Annotated in this window: 16 protein-coding genes; 11 read left to right on the top strand and 5 right to left on the bottom strand. The window is 39.2% G+C overall.

The genetic code is table 11. From position 1 onward, the window contains the following. Positions 1–31: 31 nt before the first annotated feature. The 4 genes from EV200_RS01800 to EV200_RS01785 form a co-directional block, all read right to left on the bottom strand. Entirely contained in the window at positions 32–430 is a 399-nt protein-coding gene (locus EV200_RS01800) for a hypothetical protein (protein ID WP_132529110.1), read from the bottom strand. 453 nt (positions 431–883) lie between these two features. After that, positions 884–1879: a virulence RhuM family protein gene (locus tag EV200_RS01795; RefSeq protein ID WP_132529109.1), complete on the bottom strand. Its 996-nt coding sequence runs from the start codon at positions 1877–1879 to the stop codon at positions 884–886. 1 nt (position 1880) lies between these two features. Beyond that, positions 1881–2168, bottom strand: coding sequence for a DNA methyltransferase family protein (locus tag EV200_RS01790; protein ID WP_132529108.1), 288 nt, complete (start codon positions 2166–2168; stop codon positions 1881–1883). 177 nt (positions 2169–2345) lie between these two features. Then, a complete protein-coding gene (locus EV200_RS01785; protein WP_132529107.1) occupies positions 2346–3164 on the bottom strand; it encodes a hypothetical protein in 819 nt (272 codons plus the stop codon). A 2152-nt stretch (positions 3165–5316) separates the two neighbouring features. Here EV200_RS01785 and purH point away from each other — a divergent pair. The 7 genes from purH to rodA all read left to right on the top strand — a co-directional run bounded on the left by purH (position 5317) and on the right by rodA (position 13164). Next, on the top strand, positions 5317–6843 hold the full coding sequence (purH, locus tag EV200_RS01780) for a bifunctional phosphoribosylaminoimidazolecarboxamide formyltransferase/IMP cyclohydrolase (protein WP_132529106.1): 1527 nt from the start codon (positions 5317–5319) through the stop codon (positions 6841–6843). 213 nt (positions 6844–7056) lie between these two features. Further along, positions 7057–8079, top strand: a complete 1023-nt coding sequence (locus tag EV200_RS01775) for a rod shape-determining protein (RefSeq protein WP_010601761.1) — start codon at positions 7057–7059, stop codon at positions 8077–8079. 36 nt (positions 8080–8115) lie between these two features. Further along, complete coding sequence (locus tag EV200_RS01770; RefSeq protein ID WP_132529105.1) at positions 8116–8487, top strand: four helix bundle protein; 372 nt, start codon at positions 8116–8118, stop codon at positions 8485–8487. 59 nt (positions 8488–8546) lie between these two features. Continuing rightward, on the top strand, positions 8547–9386 hold the full coding sequence (mreC, locus tag EV200_RS01765; RefSeq protein WP_132529104.1) for a rod shape-determining protein MreC: 840 nt from the start codon (positions 8547–8549) through the stop codon (positions 9384–9386). Beyond that, a complete protein-coding gene (locus tag EV200_RS01760; RefSeq protein ID WP_132529103.1) occupies positions 9379–9894 on the top strand; it encodes a rod shape-determining protein MreD in 516 nt (171 codons plus the stop codon). Before mreC ends, EV200_RS01760 begins: the two co-directional genes overlap by 8 nt. Further along, on the top strand, positions 9894–11900 hold the full coding sequence (mrdA, locus tag EV200_RS01755) for a penicillin-binding protein 2 (protein ID WP_132529102.1): 2007 nt from the start codon (positions 9894–9896) through the stop codon (positions 11898–11900). Before EV200_RS01760 ends, mrdA begins: the two co-directional genes overlap by 1 nt. A 1-nt stretch (position 11901) precedes the next feature. Continuing rightward, positions 11902–13164, top strand: coding sequence for a rod shape-determining protein RodA (gene rodA, locus EV200_RS01750; protein ID WP_132529101.1), 1263 nt, complete (start codon positions 11902–11904; stop codon positions 13162–13164). Positions 13165–13310: 146 nt separating this feature from the next. Here the strand turns inward: rodA and EV200_RS01745 are convergent, their stop codons facing one another. Continuing rightward, positions 13311–14510, bottom strand: a complete 1200-nt coding sequence (locus EV200_RS01745) for a hypothetical protein (RefSeq protein ID WP_132529100.1) — start codon at positions 14508–14510, stop codon at positions 13311–13313. A 123-nt stretch (positions 14511–14633) separates the two neighbouring features. Here EV200_RS01745 and EV200_RS01740 point away from each other — a divergent pair, with 123 nt between their 5' ends. From EV200_RS01740 to EV200_RS01725, 4 genes are all read left to right on the top strand, one after another. Continuing rightward, positions 14634–15215 carry a thymidine kinase gene (locus EV200_RS01740; protein WP_029283148.1) on the top strand — a complete coding sequence of 194 codons (582 nt, stop codon included), beginning with the start codon at positions 14634–14636 and terminating at the stop codon, positions 15213–15215. Positions 15216–15261: 46 nt separating this feature from the next. Continuing rightward, positions 15262–15867, top strand: a complete 606-nt coding sequence (locus tag EV200_RS01735) for a Crp/Fnr family transcriptional regulator (protein WP_132529099.1) — start codon at positions 15262–15264, stop codon at positions 15865–15867. An 87-nt stretch (positions 15868–15954) separates the two neighbouring features. Beyond that, positions 15955–16890, top strand: coding sequence for an NAD-dependent epimerase/dehydratase family protein (locus EV200_RS01730; protein WP_132529098.1), 936 nt, complete (start codon positions 15955–15957; stop codon positions 16888–16890). 42 nt (positions 16891–16932) lie between these two features. Then, the gene (locus tag EV200_RS01725) at positions 16933–17751 is read left to right on the top strand and encodes an SDR family oxidoreductase (protein WP_132529097.1); all 819 of its coding nucleotides are present in this window, start codon (positions 16933–16935) and stop codon (positions 17749–17751) included. Positions 17752–18224 lie beyond the last annotated feature (473 nt).

Raw genomic sequence — 18224 nt, 5'->3', positions numbered from 1 at the left:
AATAACTTTGATTTTTACTAGAATAGTACGATTAATAAATGACTTTTTCTAGTCTTTTATTAAAATAATCTGTTCCATTTTTAAGTAAATGTTCATAAATAAGCTCTGATAAGCCTTCCATGTAGATCGGCACATTTGCACCATTTCCCAAAAACTGATAGCTAAGTACCTTTAAACGATACTCATGCTGATCATCTAATATTTTAGAAATTTCTTGGTATATATAATTTTCTAATATATTGAAAGAATCAAACCTTTCTGTTTGCAATTGATAACAAAACTCTTCCCATACATTTAGTAACCCCAAGTCTGATCGCATTACATCTTTGGGAGCCGATTTTAAGCGCCTTTCAACTATTCTAATTATCTCGTCCAAATAGACGGCGGCAACTTCATCTATCAGACTCTCAGCAACTTTTAATTTACTCATCAGATATTAACTAGATCAGTAAAAGTATCAATAAATGCCCCACTTTTCAAGCTTCGCTCCATAAAAGTTTACATATGCGATTAGAATAGATTTAACTGCTATAAATTAAGAATATCAATAATAATTGAAACGGTAATGCGTACATAAAAAGAATGACTTAAATGTATGATTCAGACCTCCAACTCAACCCTCCTCTACCACCCAGCTTAACTTATCCCCCTGCTCCACGATCTCGCTTTCCACTTTAGGTTGCGCTACGAAATCGACGATTATACCATCCTTTACATGCGGGGCGTGAATAATTTCACCCGCATAATAATGCCGATCGCCAGAGCGGGCCGTACCTGTAAAAAATGAAATGCCCCATGGCGAAGATTAAAGCTTTATCGCCATTGTGGTATCTCCCCTAATCATTCCACTCCAGAATCTTTATAGGCATCGTATTTCTTCAGCTTAATTTCCACCATTCTTCTTTTTAAGCTGTTTAGTAGTTTGTTCTAAATGTTTTACGAAGTCTTGCTCTGCTTTAGAGAGTTCGTTTTTCAGGCTCTCTTTATAGTTGGTGTATTCTTCTTTGGCTTTGTTTAAAGCTTGTTGGTGGCTAACCGTACCGGCATGGGTTAAAATATCATTACCAGTCATTTGTAAAAAGTCATCAACTCGTTTTAGCCAATCTTGCATGTGCATGGGTTTGCGGTTTAAGGCTTGTAATTCGGCTACCTCCAAATAAGCCGTTACCATTCGGTTAAGCACATTGAGTTCTTGCTCATTTAAGTAATTTTTAGCAACTACAATTTCTTGTTGCGTAGGCTGTACGCCCTTAAAGTTCGTTAAGCCTAAAAAAGGTTTGGCTGCATCAATTCTACTATAAACCACTTCTGCGGCGGTTTGTCCATGTGCTGCCCAATGCATTTTGTTTTGTATGGTTTTAAAAAAGGTTTGCGAGGTTTCGGTATTAGGGTCGTAATCTATACTGGTGGCATACACGTCCAATACCTTGCGCCAAAATACTTTTTCAGAAGAACGAATGTCTCTAATGCGAGCCAATAGCTCTTCAAAGTAATCGCCACCACCTGCTTGTTTCAGCAATTCATCGTTTAGGGTAAAGCCTTTTACCAAATATTCACGTAACCGGGCTGTTGCCCATTGCCTAAACTTAGTCCCTTGTAAGCTTTTTACGCGATAGCCGACGGAAATAATTACATCCAGATTGTAGTAGTTAAATGCTTTTTGCTGAAATTCGGAATTTCCGAATTTCTTCATGGTAGCACTTTCTTCCAACTCTTTTTCTTCATAAACGTTTTTAATGTGTTCGTTTATGGTAGATTTTGCTTTTCCAAAAAGTAAAGCCATTTGATCTTGCGTAAGCCAAACGGTTTCGTTTTCTAAACGGGTTTGTATTTTGGTTTGCCCGTCTTCAGATTGGTATAAAATTAATTCTGAATTCATATTAAGCAAGGTTTAAAATTTCATGGATTAAACCATCACGCTCATTTTCAAATGCTAAAATATCGGCTGTTACTTCTTCAATTGCATCGGCATCTTCTTCTTCGTCCCGGTAACTTTTAAGTTTTATACCGAAACGGGAATCGATCACATCTTTATCATCTTTGATGTATTGCTGCTCACTTGCCCAACTTTTACCATAAGGCGGATTCGACAACATAAAACCGAACGTTGTTCCTGCAAATTCATCTGTTGATATGGAAACTAATTTATTATGTACTGCGGTATTCATTGTATGATTTTAAGGTCACAAAATAGCTTTTTTTAAATGATTAAACTAAATAACCATCGATAAAGCAAGCGTCAAATTTGATATTTTTTTTAGATACGCTCTACGGTTTTCCGTACCCTATACAAAAAATAAACTAATCTATTTTTAATTAAAACCCAAAACTAAATAACAGTAAACTCATTCCTCCTCTACCGCCCAGCTTAACTTATCCCTTTGCTCCACTACCTCGCTTTCCACTTTAGGTTGCCCCACAAAATCGACGATTATACCCTCCTTTAAATGCAGGGCGTGAATAATTTTACAAGCATAATAACGCCGGTCGCCAAAGCGGGCGGTACCGGAAAAGAAGGAAATGCTCATGGCAATGATTAAAGCTTTATCGCCCTTATGATTCAGGCTTAAGGATAAGACTGTTTTCGGAAAATGGCTGTTGCTTAAAGGTATAACCAGGTCATTCACTTCAATAATTTCGTAGCCGCCATCATCATCCAGGTCGAAATGAAAGCCCATAACCTGTAACCGTGCTTCGGTAGCCTTAGGATGCCGTTTCAGGAGCGATTCTATTTCGCCCTTAGGCAGAATAAGTTTTACTAATCCATCGGGTTCTATGCGCAAATCCGATTCGCTAAGCCATAAAGTTCCGAGGGGTTTGCCGCTGTTAAACTCGAAACCCTTAAGCAAAGCAATATCACCATCAATCAATTTTTTATGACCTGCCTGTTCCGCTGGGATGGTTTTAAAGATTTCGATAAAACGTTTGTTCAGGCGATTGAGGAGATCGCCATAAGCATAAAGCTTGACTAGCGGTGCAAATGCTTTTCTGATATAAGCGGCATTTCTGCTGGCCATGCCAAAATCGCGACTGCTTTTTTTGCTCGCTTCAGTTTGCTTTTTGTGGGCAGCTTTTTGCCTGACAACATCCGTATTTCCAAGTTTGTAAAAAACAAGATCGCCCAGTTGCCCGTTAATTTTGATAATTCCATTCTGGCTAGCCATAATTTTAGTATATTAGGTTAAACAAAAGGGATGATCACCCAATTTAATCAATCTCTGATTAAAAATCCAAAAAAAATATTCCAAACCCCACCTTTACGCCACATTTACCCCACGTTTCGGCCACCTTCCGGCCAGGCTTGCTCCTACCCTGCTGTATACTTAGTTGCATACTGCTTCGAACTCGCTTTGGTAAAATTAAGGCTTCGTTGAAGATCAGCCATGTCCGAAATTTGCATCGCTTTAGATTAGCGAGTTAACAATAGCTAAATAAAAGGTAAAGAGAAACATAGCTTAGGGTTATTTTGATGTATAGCGATGTCGGTATTTGGGTAAGGAAATGGTATGGGAGGCAAAATACAAAACGCCCGGATATATTAGCCACTCATGCCTTAAGGTTTCTGCCTGCACGGGATCCGATAGCTATCGGATGACGACCATATTAGAAAGTACAAAGATCTCTCCACTACGGTCGAGATGACGACCCAGCGTGCCCCTCAAAGGCCAAAAAACATATCTCTTCGAATGCCTGTCTCTGCTCCATGCTATCTGCACCCTGCTATCCGGCATAGGGTATGATGGAAGGAGAAAACGTTAAAGCTTTTGCACTTCCTTTCAATTACCGCTGTCCCAAGGCAGCACGCCCTCCCCGATTTTTCATCGGGGGCTTGTGCTGACGACCAAAAAAGCTTTGACGAATTTATCCGACATCAGATCCAAGCCTTGATTGTTTGTTTCTTTATCATCAAGGATAAAGAAAGAGCCCTTCGTTGGCTAACCGAGGCAAGCCCGAGCCTGTGGCTAAGAATAGCCAGCACATTAAGATTCCCGCCTGCGCGGGAATACCATCGTCATCTCGACCGCAGCGGAGAGATCTTTGTACCATAATAATATTCAAACCCCTATCAGAACCTTTCCCCTGAAAGAGAAAGAGCTAAAAGAAAAATTAATGCATTCTGCTATCTGCACCCTGCTATCCTGCATAGGGTATGATGGAAGGAGAAAACGTTAAAGCTTTTGCACTTCCTTTCAATTACCGCTGTCCCAAGGCAGCACGCCCTCCCCGATTTTTCATCGGGGGCTTGTGCTGACGACCAAAAAAGCTTTGACGAATTTATCCGACATCAGATCCAAGCCTTGATTGTTTGTTTCTTTATCATCAAGGATAAAGAAAGAGCCCTTCGGTGGCTAACCGAGGCAAGCCCGAGCAAAAAGCCATTTATAGCTAGTGAGTAAACATAAACATCTGCTAAAAACTTAGAGATCCTTCGTACCTCAGGATGACAGAACAACACAGTGATTGTGGTATAAATCGCAGATTACCATTAGTTTACCTTTTTATCTAGCAAAAAAGCAAAAGCCCTTCGGTGGCGGCGAACCGAAGCAAGACTGAGCGAAGGGCAATTTATAGCTAGTGAGTAAACATAAACATCTGCTAAAAACTTAGAGATCCTTCGTACCTCAGGATGACAGAACAACACAGTGATTATGGTATAAATCTCAGATTACCAGTAGTTTACCTTTTTATCAAGCAAAAAAGTAAGGGCCCTTCGGTGGCTAGCCGAGGCAAGACCGAGCGAAAAGCCATTTATAGCTAGTGAGTAAACATAAACATCTGCTAAAAACATAGAGATCCTTCGTACCTCAGGATGACAGAACAACACAGTGATTGTGGTATAAATCGCAGATTACCGGTAGTTTACCTTTTTATCAAGCAAAAAAGCAAAAGCCCTTCGGCGGCAGACCTTTACCGATTTTTCATCGGTAGCCGAGGCAAGCCAGCGCAGCTGTAAAATTTTCTGCAAGTGATGATACCATAAATGTTCGGAAGATGAATAGCAGTTTACATTATAAAGCTATGAGGGGAACTCCCCTCCTAATTTAGGAGGGGCAGGGGGTGGTTAACCATTCAGTAGCAGTTTTCAATGGATAAATCATAATCTTCCGAACAACTATGGTGATGGCACCAGCCGATACATTAAAACGTCTCTGTTGGTGAGCCACCAACCAAGGGTTCTGCAACAAGTTTCAAAGATTTCACTGTTTCGCTATGCAACAATCGAAATGACGAACCACTCGCATATTTTTTCCCTGTCCAACATAACAAAAAAACCATCCTCTTTTACTACCTTTGCGGCTCAAAATTTACAGTAGAATGAGTCAGTCCATTAAAATTAAAAACGCTTTAATTTCAGTATATTATAAGGATGGTTTAGAACCATTGGTAAAATTATTGGCCGCTCAGGGCGTTCAGTTATTCTCTACCGGCGGAACAGAGCAATTTATTAAAGATTTAAATTTACCCGTTACAGCAGTTGAAGATTTAACAGGATACCCATCAATTTTAGGTGGACGTGTTAAAACCTTGCATCCAAAAGTTTTTGGTGGAATTTTAAACCGCAGAGCGTTAGCGGGCGATCAGGAACAAATTGCAGCATACGAAATCCCTGAAATTGACCTGGTAATTGTTGACCTTTACCCATTCGAAGAAACTGTAAAAGCGGGCGGAACACCCGAAGAAATTATTGAAAAAATTGACATCGGCGGTATTTCACTCATCCGTGCAGCAGCGAAAAACTTCAATGACGTAGTGATTATCGCTTCCAAAAACGATTACCCAACTTTACAAGCACAACTCGAAGAACAAAATGGTGAAACCACTTTAGCCCAACGTAAATCATTTGCTAAAACTGCTTTCCATACCTCATCTCACTACGATACCGCCATCTTCAATTATTTCAATCAAGAAGAACCTCTTGATGTTTTTAAACAAAGTGTAACTGAAGCTAAAACTTTGCGTTATGGCGAAAACCCACATCAAGGTGCCGTATTTTATGGAAACCTCGATGCCATGTTTACCAAATTAAATGGAAAAGAACTTTCATATAACAATCTGGTAGATGTTGATGCAGCTGTAGCCTTAATTGATGAATTCGAAGATCCAACTTTCGCCATCTTAAAACATACCAATGCTTGCGGTATTGCCTCTCGTCCAACCGTAAAACAAGCCTGGATGGATGCATTGGCTTGCGACCCCGTTTCTGCTTTTGGCGGTGTTTTAATTACCAATGTGGAAGTAGATTTAGCTACCGCAGAAGAAATTAACAACTTATTTTTCGAAGTATTAATTGCACCTGCTTACCAGCCAGAAGCAGTAGAATTGTTTAGCAAAAAGAAAAACCGCGTTATTTTAAAACGTAACGAAGTTGAATTGAGTAAAAAGCAGTTCAAAACATTATTAAACGGCGTAATTGAACAAGATAAAGATTTAATTATCGAAGGTCCGGAACAAATGACGACTGTTACCGACAAAGCACCAACTGCACAAGAATTAAAAGACTTATATTTCGCTAATAAAATTGTAAAGCATACTAAATCCAACACTATTGTTTTGGTGAAAGATGATGTATTAATTGCAAGCGGTGTTGGTCAAACCTCACGCGTAGACGCTTTAAGACAAGCGATTGATAAAGCCGCTTCATTTGGTTTCAGTGTTAAGGGCTGTGCAATGGCATCTGATGCCTTCTTCCCTTTCCCTGATTGCGTAGAGATTGCTGCTGATACTGGCATTACAGCTGTTTTACAACCAGGTGGCTCTATTAAAGATGCAGATTCTGTTGCCAAGGCAAATGAAAAAGGTATTGCAATGGTGACTACCGGTGTTAGACACTTTAAACATTAGTTTATTTGGTTAGTGGTTAGATGGTGAATGGTTTAGGCAGTTGAGAATAAAAAACTAAAGACCTAAAAAACAAAAAAACCAATGAGGTTAAACAGGCAAGACTGAGCAACTAAAAACCAGCAAACTAAAAAACCAAAGAACTAAACAATAAAAAAGCTATTTTTACATTAAGAATAGTATAGATTTGATAAATAAAGAAATTAAAACTCATACATGGGATTATTCAATTGGTTTACGCAGGAAGTTGCCATCGATTTAGGTACTGCGAATACCCTAATTATACATAATGATAAAGTTGTTGTAGATGAACCATCTATAGTAGCTTTTGATCGCACAACAAACAAAGTCATAGCCATCGGCCGTCAGGCGATGCAAATGGAGGGCAAAACCCACGATAACATCAAAACAGTTCGCCCCTTAAAAGATGGTGTAATTGCCGATTTCAACGCTGCTGAGGCAATGATTAAAGGTATGATCCGGATGTTGAATGGCGGTAAAGGCTGGATGTTTCCTTCCTTAAGAATGGTAATTTGTATTCCATCAGGAATCACTGAAGTAGAAAAACGTGCAGTACGTGATTCTGCAGAGATTGCCGGAGCAAAAGAAGTGTACTTAATTCATGAGCCAATGGCAGCTGCTGTTGGGATCGGAATCGATGTAGAAGAACCAATGGGTAACATGATCATTGATATAGGCGGCGGTACTACTGAAATTGCGGTGATCGCCTTATCAGGTATCGTTTGTGATCAATCTATCCGCGTGGCAGGAGATAACTTCGATTCAGATATTGTAAATTATATCCGTCGTCAGCATAACATCATGATTGGTGACCGTACTGCAGAGAAAATTAAAATCGAAGTAGGTGCAGCATTACCTGAGTTACAGGATGCTCCTGCTGATTTCGCAGTTCAAGGTCGTGATTTAATGACGGGTGTTCCAAAACAAATCACAGTTTCTTATACCGAAATTGCACACTGTTTAGATAAATCGATCTCTAAAATTGAAGAAGCCATTTTAAAAGCATTAGAGATTACACCTCCGGAGCTTTCTGCAGATATTTACCAGACGGGTATTTATTTAACAGGTGGTGGTGCCTTATTAAGAGGCTTAGACAAACGTGTTGCAGCAAAAACAAAATTACCAGTACACGTTGCCGAAGATCCACTTCGTGCCGTAGTTCGTGGAACAGGTATTGCGTTGAAAAACATTGGCGGATATAAATTCTTAATGCAATAAGCGCAGTTACGAATGTAGATTTTAGATTGACGATTGATGAATAGCGAGACGTTAAAAATTAGAACCAAAGCATATTCTATATCAATAGGAAAATTAATAATTTCTCTACCGTACAACGTTTTAAATAAAAATTATTCAAATCAACTGGTTAGATGCTCAAGTTCTGTAGGTGCCAATTATAGGGCAGCATGCAGGGCTAAATCAACTGCTGATTTTTTGAATAAACTAAAAATTGTAGAAGAAGAATTAGATGAATCGATGTTTTTTCTTGAGTTGCTGGAAGAATTTAACCCTGATTTAAAAGTAGAGATACTTAAAAACTGGAAAGAAGGAAACGAATTACTTTCAATTATAGTTTCTTCCATTATTACTATCAGAAAAAACGAACAAAATCGTAAAATATCTTAAATCTGGATTGGAAACTATGCCGGCAATCTTAAATCGTAAATCTAAACCCGTAAATTAGTATGCGTAACCTTTGGATTTTTGTCAGCAGATACAACGCATTTTTTTTGTTTATTATTTTTTTCCTTCTTGGGATTTACTTCACCGTAAAGAATAATGCCTACCAAAGAAGCGTAACACTCAATTCGTCGAATGAAGTTGTTGGAACAGCTTACGAAAGACTAAATATTTTTAAAAGATATTTAAACCTTGGAATGGTTAACGATAGTTTAGCTGCAGAAAATGCTAAACTTAAAGGACAGTTACTGGCGCTAAATACCGTAGATACAGCTAAAGACATTAAAGTAATTGATACCTTAACCGATCAGCAATATACCTATCTGGCAGCCAAAGTGGTTAAAAATTCAGTTACCCTGCGTAATAACATCATGACCATCAATAAAGGAAGTGTAGATGGAATTAAAAACGGGATGGCCGTAATTGCACCTCAACGCGGCGTAGTAGGTTTAATCCGGGATGTTTCCGAGCATCTGGCAACCATTCAATCCCTTCTACATAAAGACACCCGGATTAGTGTAAGTTTAAAGAAAAATCATGCGCTCGGCTCTTTAGTATGGGGCGATGGCAATTTCGACATTAGAAAAGCATTTATTAAAGAGGTACCCAATCACATTAAAATGTATGTGGGCGATTCAGTCGTAACATCAGGATACGGCTCCTTCCCTGCCGGCATTTTTGTAGGAAAAATTGTGAAGCCGAATGTAGCCACCAACGATAATTTCTTATCAGGAGAATTAAATCTAGTGACAGATTTTAGCACTTTACAATACGTTTACGTCATCAAAGATAAAAAGGCAGAAGAACAAAAAGCTTTAGAAAGTTTAGTGAAACCGAATGAATAGCAGAATCATAATCGTAAATATTATCAGGTGGTGTATCCTGCTTTTTGTTCAGATATTTCTGCTCAAGAATATGGGTTTTTACGACCTTTCCACGCCATTTATTTATATCCTCTTCCTTCTGCTTTTACCCTTTGGTATCCCAAACATTTTGCTGTATTTACTGGCTTTTGGAACAGGCTTAACACTTGATGCTTTTTACGATACCATGGGTGTACACGCTACGGCCTGTGTCGTACTGGCCTTTGTCAGGATTTCTTTTATTTCCATTAGTTTAAATAGAGACGCAATTGACGACCCGGAACCATCGTTAAGTTATATGGGTTTCCAGTGGTTTTCACTTTATGCCTTTCTTTGTGTGATTGCACACCATTTGGTGCTGTTCTTTTTAGAAACATTCAGGTTATCAGAAATTGGTTATACCTTAATGAGATGCGGCTTAAGTTGTATCTTTACACTACTTATTATTTTATTGGTAGAGTTTATATTCTATAGAAGAACGTCGCGCTAATGGACCAGTTATTTAACCGAAAATATATCATTCAAGGATTATTCATTGTAATTGCCCTGATTTTACTGGGGAAATTATTTTATATCCAGGTAGTGAGTGATAAATACTTCCTTTCTGCCGAAAGCAACGTTTTACGCAAAATTTATAAATACCCCGCCCGTGGTGCCATTTTAGATCGAAACATGAAAGTGATCGTTCAAAATGAGCCCGTATACGATTTGATGGTGACCCCAAGCGAGGTGAAACCTTTTGATACCCTGGCGCTGGCACAAGCACTGGAAATTTCAGTACCTGATGTACGCAAAAAGCTAAAAAAGGCCAGAGGTCAATCCAATTATCAAGCCACCTTCTTCGAAAGGCAAATTTCTGTACAGGCCTATGCTCGCCTACAGGAAATTATGTACCGGTTTCCAGGTTTCAGAACGCAGGATAGAACCATCAGACACTATCCCGATAGCATTGCTGGACAGCTTTTTGGTTATGTCAAGGAAGTTAGTCCCGATGACATTGAAAAATCGGAAGGCTATTATAAACCAGGTGATTTTATAGGGAAAAGCGGACTGGAGCGCTCTTACGAAGATTTCTTACGTGGAGAAAAAGGTGTAATCAATATGCTTTACGATGCCAAAAACATTGCTAAAGGAAGTTATTCCGAAGGTAAATATGATATAAATGCCGTTTCCGGTGATCGCTTAATCTCCTCTCTGGATATTAGAATTCAACGGCTTGGTGAAGAACTGATGAAAAATAAAGTGGGTGCCATTGTAGCAATAGAACCTTCAACAGGTGAAATTCTTGCTTTTGTAAGCAGCCCAGGTTATGATCCGAATCAACTTGTTGGAAAAGACTGGGGTAAAAACTATATGGGTTTATTGGCTAATCCTTATCGTCCACAAATTGTTCGTCCAATTGCTGGTCAATATTCACCCGGATCATCCTTTAAACCTGTAGATGCTTTAGTGGCATTACAAGATGGCGCTATAGATCCGAATACAACCTTCACCTGTCCCGGATATTACCAAGCCGGAAATCATAGGGTAAAATGCGAACACGTTGATGGCACCATTAATATGCAGCGGGGAATTGCCAGAAGTTGTAATACCTATTTCTGTCACGTTTTTCAGAATATCATCACCAAGAATGGAATGAAAAATCAACGTCAGACCTATGCTCACTGGCATGATCAGATTGCAAAATGGGGCTTCGGACAAAAATTAGGCATAGACATGCCCTTCGAAAAAAAGGGAATCTTTTATCAGGCAGATCATTACGATAAAATTTACGGCAAACGCTGGGGATATACTACAGTCATCTCTCAAGCGATTGGCCAGGGAGAAATCACCTCCACACCGCTCCAAATGGCTAATGTAATGGCAGCAATAGCAAACCGCGGTTATTATCTAAAACCCCATTTAATTAAAGGTATCGGCGATAAAAAGGTTGTTAAAAAAGAATACCTGGAGAAAAACTATGTAGGTATAGATGAAAAATACTTTCAGCCAGTTATAGAAGGCATGAGAGATGCAGTAAATAGTCCGTGGGGGACAGCAAAGGAATCAAGAATTCCAAATATCCTGATGTGCGGTAAAACAGGTACCGTACAAAATCCACACGGTAAAAATCACTCTGTATTTATAGGCTTTGCACCAATGGATAACCCTAAAATTGCCATAGCAGTGATTGTAGAAAATGGTGGTTTTGGTGGATCTTATGCAGCACCAATATCCAGTTTTATTGTAGAAAAATATTTAACAGATTCCATTAAACCAAAGGCAAATGGTTATACAGTTAAAGCATTTGCAGAAACCAATCTATTGCCTGCCATCATTGATAAAACTAAAAAACCAAAACCATTAAAAGGAGATAGCATTTCAGCTAAAAAGCTTGATTCAATAAAAAAATTAAAAGATAGCCTTAAATTGAGATCTGCAACAACAAAAACTGTTTCTACCAAACCAAAAAAATTAAAGACAGTATTAACCGATAAACCTGTAATCCAAAAATAATATGCAGCAACAACAGGGAAATCGTTTCTTTTTTAATGTAGACTGGATTACTGTTTTAATTTATATTGCCCTCTGTGCAGTTGGTTTTATTAATATTTTCGCTTCCGTTCCTCCTGAAAAGTCATCTGTATTTAATTTCAATACCCTATACGGAAAGCAATTAATTTACGTGCTAACAGGCCTGGTGCTTGGCCTTTCGATATTACTTTTCGATGGGAGAGTATTTAATGTATTTTCCCCTTTTATTTATGGAGGCACATTACTGCTTTTGCTGGCCGTTTTAGTCATTGGAAATAAGGTTGCCGGGAATCAGGCATGGATTGCCATAGGCTCCTTTAAGCTACAACCAGCAGAATTTGCCAAGTTTGGCACGGCACTGCTTCTCGCCAGGTATGTAGGTAGTTTTAACCCGAAGTTTAGAGATTTCAAATCCATTGCCATAGCCGCATTAATTGTTGGGGCACCATTAGTATTAATTATGCTTCAGCCAGATACAGGCTCTGCATTAGTATTTTTAGCCTTTATGTTTCCCCTATACCGGGAAGGTTTATCAGGTTATTTTCTATTGATATTCCTGGGAATGATTGTATTGTTTATTGCAGATTTCCTGGTGCCAACATACATTCTTATCCTCATTATCACCGCAGTTGCCGGCCTCTTTATCTACAATAACCGCAGGAAACAGAAAATAATTTTCTCTACTGTTTTGGTTACAGTATTGGCTATAGGATACTTATTCCTAATTAAAGTGGCCTATGAAAAGGTATTGGCTCCGCACCAAAGAAGCAGAATTGAGCTGATGTTAGGCCTTAAAACAGATAACAGAGGTGCGGGTTATAATGTGATTCAATCCCAAATTGCCATTGGCTCCGGACAGGTAACAGGTCGTGGTTTCTTAGAAGGTACGCAAACCAAATATGGCTATGTCCCAGAACAAAGTACCGATTTTATCTTCTCTACTATCGGTGAAGAATGGGGATTTCTAGGCTGTTCGATTGTTATTGCCCTGTATATTTTCCTGCTATTAAGGTTAATCAATCTGGCAGAAAGACAAAGATCTACCTTTTCCAGGGTTTACGGTTATAGTGTAGCCTGCATTCTTTTCTTCCACGTATTTATCAATATCGGCATGACGATTGGCATTATTCCCGTAATTGGAATTCCATTGCCCCTGATTAGTTATGGTGGTTCCTCCCTCTGGAGTTTCACCATATTGTTATTCATCTTTCTAAAACTCGATTCAAACAGAATGGGGTTTTTCTAAGCAATAAAACAAAAATAGCATACAACCCTAACCCTTTTTCCTCACTCACTAACCTCGCTATCTAGCCCCATAACCCTCTAACCAACTTCCCCCCTACCAACTAACCTTCTAAACCCCTAACCCATCTAACCATCTAACCAACTTCCCTATTTACTAAATCTTCTGTTCAATAATTCATAAAACTGATCAACAGTTGCCTGTTTACTGGCCCAATCATACTTCATCGCATAATTGCTTTGCAAAAAGTTATTGGCTGTTTCAAAGCTGTTCATTTTGTTAACGATATCGATTGCTTCCGAATAAGCCAGATTGTATCCTTTGAATAAATCTTTAATAAAAAGCATTTTCTCATTAAGGTTAATGGCCTGTTTCAAATCAGCGATAGGTGCCTTAACCGGTTCATCACCCTGCGCATTGGTTTTAGCCAGCAAATCGTTTAAACTTTGAGCGGGTTTAGCAGCTACAATGGGTTGTTCTGTAGGTTTAACCGGAATCGCTTCCGGTGTAAATATTGGTTTATCATATACTGGCGGAGAAATGATAGGCTCATCCATCTCGACATCTTTAAGCGAAGGTATCGGTTCAGATGTCGTTGCAATAGGCGTTTCAATTAAAGGCTCTTCCGCAAAAACAATAGGCTCAATGGTTTCAGGAACTTTCGGTTCAACCTCCGCTTCATGTTCAATTAAAAAAGGCTCCGGACCAATTTCATCTTCTTCATTCAATACAGCCTCATCCTGGGTAGTTAAAGGCGCCTCTTCTTTTTCATGTATTTTTTTCTTCTGTGCCAGAATCTCTTCTTCAGCCCTACTTAAAGGCCTGTCGAAAATCTCTTCAACAGATTTGGCTTCATAATCAAATTGATCATCAGCACTGTGATTTCCTAAAACAAATTCAAAACTGTGGTCATCCTGGTCTGGCTTAAAAAAGTCCTTTTCAAGTACCTTCTCAGCAATATCATTTTTTATAGCCTCATCATCTAACAGTTCCTGCGCTGGTTTCACGTCTATCCGTTCCTCCTTTTCCTCCGCAGTAATCACCTCTTCCAGTTCCTGAGGATCAAAGGCCTGATCATCCTCTAAATAACTTTGAGGTGTTTCCGGTAAAATGATGGTATTTTGTTCTTCCAATAAAGGCTGATTGATAACCGGATTTGGCTTTTCATTAATCACATTTAGCTTCTGAACAATCCGTACATGATCAGCAAGAAAGTCTGCATTAGCTAAAAACAATTCCAGTTCCAGGTGATTTAACTGTTGTGGATTCTGAGCAAGAAATTCATACTGCTCATTCAATTCTGTTAAAATACTACCGACTTTTTTGAAGATATTTTGCTGATTCATCATAAACTTAAAACGGATTTTGTGCTGATTTATGTTGGTAACTATGTACCCAAAAATAACACATAATTATGATATTTGTTCGGTTTTAAATTAATAGAGAACACACCAGGGCATAATAGATCGGACATGTTATTTAGTGAACAAAATTTTAGAAGGAGAGGCGAGTTTTCAGGCAGTATTGAAGTGGTATGTGGTTCCATGTTTTCTGGCAAAACTGAAGAACTGATCAGAAGATTAAAAAGGGCTCAAATTGCTAAATTAAATGTCGAGATTTTTAAGCCACGAACCGATACCCGTTACCATGAAACAGCCGTGGTTTCTCACGATTTAAATTCCATCAACTCTACCCCTGTTGACAGTGCTTCAGCCATCTTATTATTAGGCACCAACACCCAGGTAGTGGGCATTGATGAAGCACAATTCTTTGATAATGAACTTCCCGATGTTTGCAATAAACTTGCGCTGCGGGGCATACGGGTAATTGTTGCCGGCCTGGATATGGATTTTACGGGCAAACCTTTTGGTCCGATGCCCGCTTTAATGGCCATTGCAGAACATGTAACCAAGGTAAATGCCGTTTGTGTATGTTGCGGTAATCCCGCCCTTTTCAGTTATAGAACAGTGGCAAACGATTCGACCGTTCTATTAGGTGAAAAAGAAAGTTACGAGCCGCGTTGCCGTGCTTGTTATCACCTGGATAAAGGATAGAAATTCACTATCTTAGTCTGTAAAAATAAGGCCTTTAATACCCACCATGGATAACACCATACACCTGAATCATTTACGCACTGAATTGAAAAAATTTGTCTCTTTCAGTGATGCTGAATGGGAAATTTTTAAGCAATACCTCGAGTTCAGGCACTACGAAAAAAAAGAATTTTTTGCTGTTCCAGACAAGGTTTGCGATCATATGGGCTTTATTCTGCGTGGCGCCATGAGGTATTTTCATGTTCGTGAAGGCATAGAAATTACCGGATATTTCAGCTTTGAAAATGAACTGGTGAGTGCTTACAAAAGTTTTTTAACCCGACGTCCCAATACCAACTATATCCAGGCGATAGAAAAAACCACATTGATCCTGATTTCTAAAAAGAACTTTGAGCTCATGGAAAATAATCCGGCCATTGCCTTTAAAATTGAGCAGTTTGGCCGCCGGATTGCAGAATATTATATTTGCTGTTATGAAGATAGAGTAGCCAGCTTTATCATTCAAAGTCCTGAAGAACGCTATCTCGATATGCAGAAGAATGCCGGCGAAATATTTCTGCGCATCCCTCAGCATTATGTAGCTAATTTTTTGGGGATCACACCCGTGTCGCTTTCGAGAATTAGAAAGAGAACCTTAAAGGTACACGCCTAATCTCCGTATTAAATCAAAACCTTATCTTTTGTTAACGTTTTAAACCTCATCCCACAGCTATTTTTGGTGATATTAAAACACGAAAATATGTATGTTATATTAGGAGCCGGCGGACCAAGTGCCAACGCGCTTACAGCAGAATTACTAGCCCAGAATAAAACCGTTCGCCTGGTGAGCAGAAAACCAATTGCTGTTTCCAATCAAAACCAAAGCTGGGTTCAGGCAGATTTATTAAATGAAATGCAGGTAATCGAAGCGGTGAAAGGTGCAACCGTGGTTTACCTTTGCGCAGGGATAATTTACGATGTAAAAATTTGGCAACAACAATGGCCGATAATTATCAGTAATGTGATTACGGCGGTTAAAAGTGTTGGTGCACGCCTGATTTTTCTTGATAACATCTACATGTATGGATTAGTAAAAGGCCCGATTACCGAACTTACACCATATAATCCTTGTAGCGTTAAAGGTGAAATACGTGCCGGCATAGCCACCAAAGTAATGGATGAAGTATCCGCAGGAAATATTCAGGCCAGCATTGCAAGGGCAGCTGATTTTTATGGAGCAGATTCCATGAACAGTTTTATTGATATGATGGTTCTGGATAAGTTTTCAAAAAACCAAAGCGCACAGTGGGTGGGCAATCCTAAAATGCTGCACAACTTTTCATACATACCAGATGTGGGCAAGGGCCTGTACATCCTGGGACAGGAACCAAAATCAGACAATCAAATCTGGCACCTGCCTACAGCCAAACCCATAACAGGTAATGAATTTATGCAGTTGGCCGCACAAATCTATCAGGTTGAACCTAAACATACGAACATTAATAAACTGATGCTGCGTTTAGTCGGGCTTTTCAAAAAAGCGGTTGCAGGTACGGTAGAAATGTATTATCAATATGATCATGACTATCAGTTTGATTCTTCAAAATTTGAGCAATACTTTGATGTCAAACCCACCAGTTATGCTGATGGAATTAAAAATATTTCAGAAACGATGTACAAAAAGCAAAATATTTAGCCATTCCCCTGCCAGTTAAATGCAGAAGGATTATCTTTGATTATGTTGACAAATCAAAAATTTGCACCAAACAAAAACGTTTCCATTTTAGGTTGCGGCTGGTTCGGTCTTGCTTTTGCAAAAAAACTTATTGCAAGTGGCTATCAGGTTAAAGGCTCTACCACTACCCCTGATAAATTGGCTATACTTGCCGATGAAGGCATCCAACCATATCTGGTGAATTTCAGTGCAGATCAAATCGTTGCAGATCAGGAATTTTTTGATGCAGATATTTTATTGATCTGTATTCCACCGAAGCGGAATTCACCAGAGTTAAATGATTATGCACAAAAGATAGCAGCAATCCTTAACGCTGCAATGGGCAAAGTAGAAAACATTATCTTGATAAGCTCCACGAGTGTTTATGGTGATGAAAATCAAATTGTAACTGAAATCAGTGAAACAAAGCCCGATACAGATTCAGGTAAGGCAGTATTAGCAGCTGAAGAAGTGTTGAAAAAGGAAATGCCTGATCACTTCACAATTATCCGCTTTGCGGGATTAATTGGGCCAGACCGAAATCCTGGACGGTTCTTCGCCGGCAAAACAAATATCCCGAATGGTTTAGCTCCGGTTAACCTGATTCACCAAACAGATGCAGTAGGAATAGCAATGGCCATCATAGATAAACAGGCTTTTGGCAGAATTTATAATGTTTGTTCTCCTGATCACCCCAGCAGACAAGAATTTTATACCGCTGCCGCTAAAAATACAGGTTTGGTAGTTCCTGAGTTTATTTCAGAGAAAAAGGCCTGGAAAGTGGTGGAAAGTGTACATGTTCGAGAGTATTTGAAGTATGAGTTTCAGGTAGGAATAGCTTAAGTCCGTTCACCCTACGCTGTCATGCTGAGGCACGAAGCATCCCCAGCCTAAAACCACCGAACCAGACATTCCTCACTCCCTTACCTGCACTTTTATATTCCATTTAATAAGTTCTTGAATCAAGTTCAGGATGACGAACGCCACAAAGTTAACGATGAAATTATGCTATTAAAAAACCACCTCACCCCACACTGTCATGCTGAGGCACGAAGCATCCCCAACCTAAAAGCACCGAACCAGACACTTTTCACTCCCTTATCTGCACTTTTATATTGCATTTAATAAGTTCTTGAATCAAGTTCAGGAGGACGAATGCCACAAAGTTCACCATGAAAACATGCTATTAAAAAAACCGCCTCACCCCACGCTGTCATGCTGAGGCACGAAGCATCCCCAACCTAAAAGCACCAAACCAGACATTTCTCACTCCCTTATCTGCAACTTATATTGCATTTAATAAGTTCCTGAATCAA

Origin of the sequence: Pedobacter psychrotolerans, from assembly GCF_004340665.1 — a bacterium.
In the GTDB taxonomy this organism is placed as follows: domain Bacteria; phylum Bacteroidota; class Bacteroidia; order Sphingobacteriales; family Sphingobacteriaceae; genus Pedobacter; species Pedobacter psychrotolerans.
This window is presented reverse-complemented; position numbering and strand designations above follow the sequence as displayed.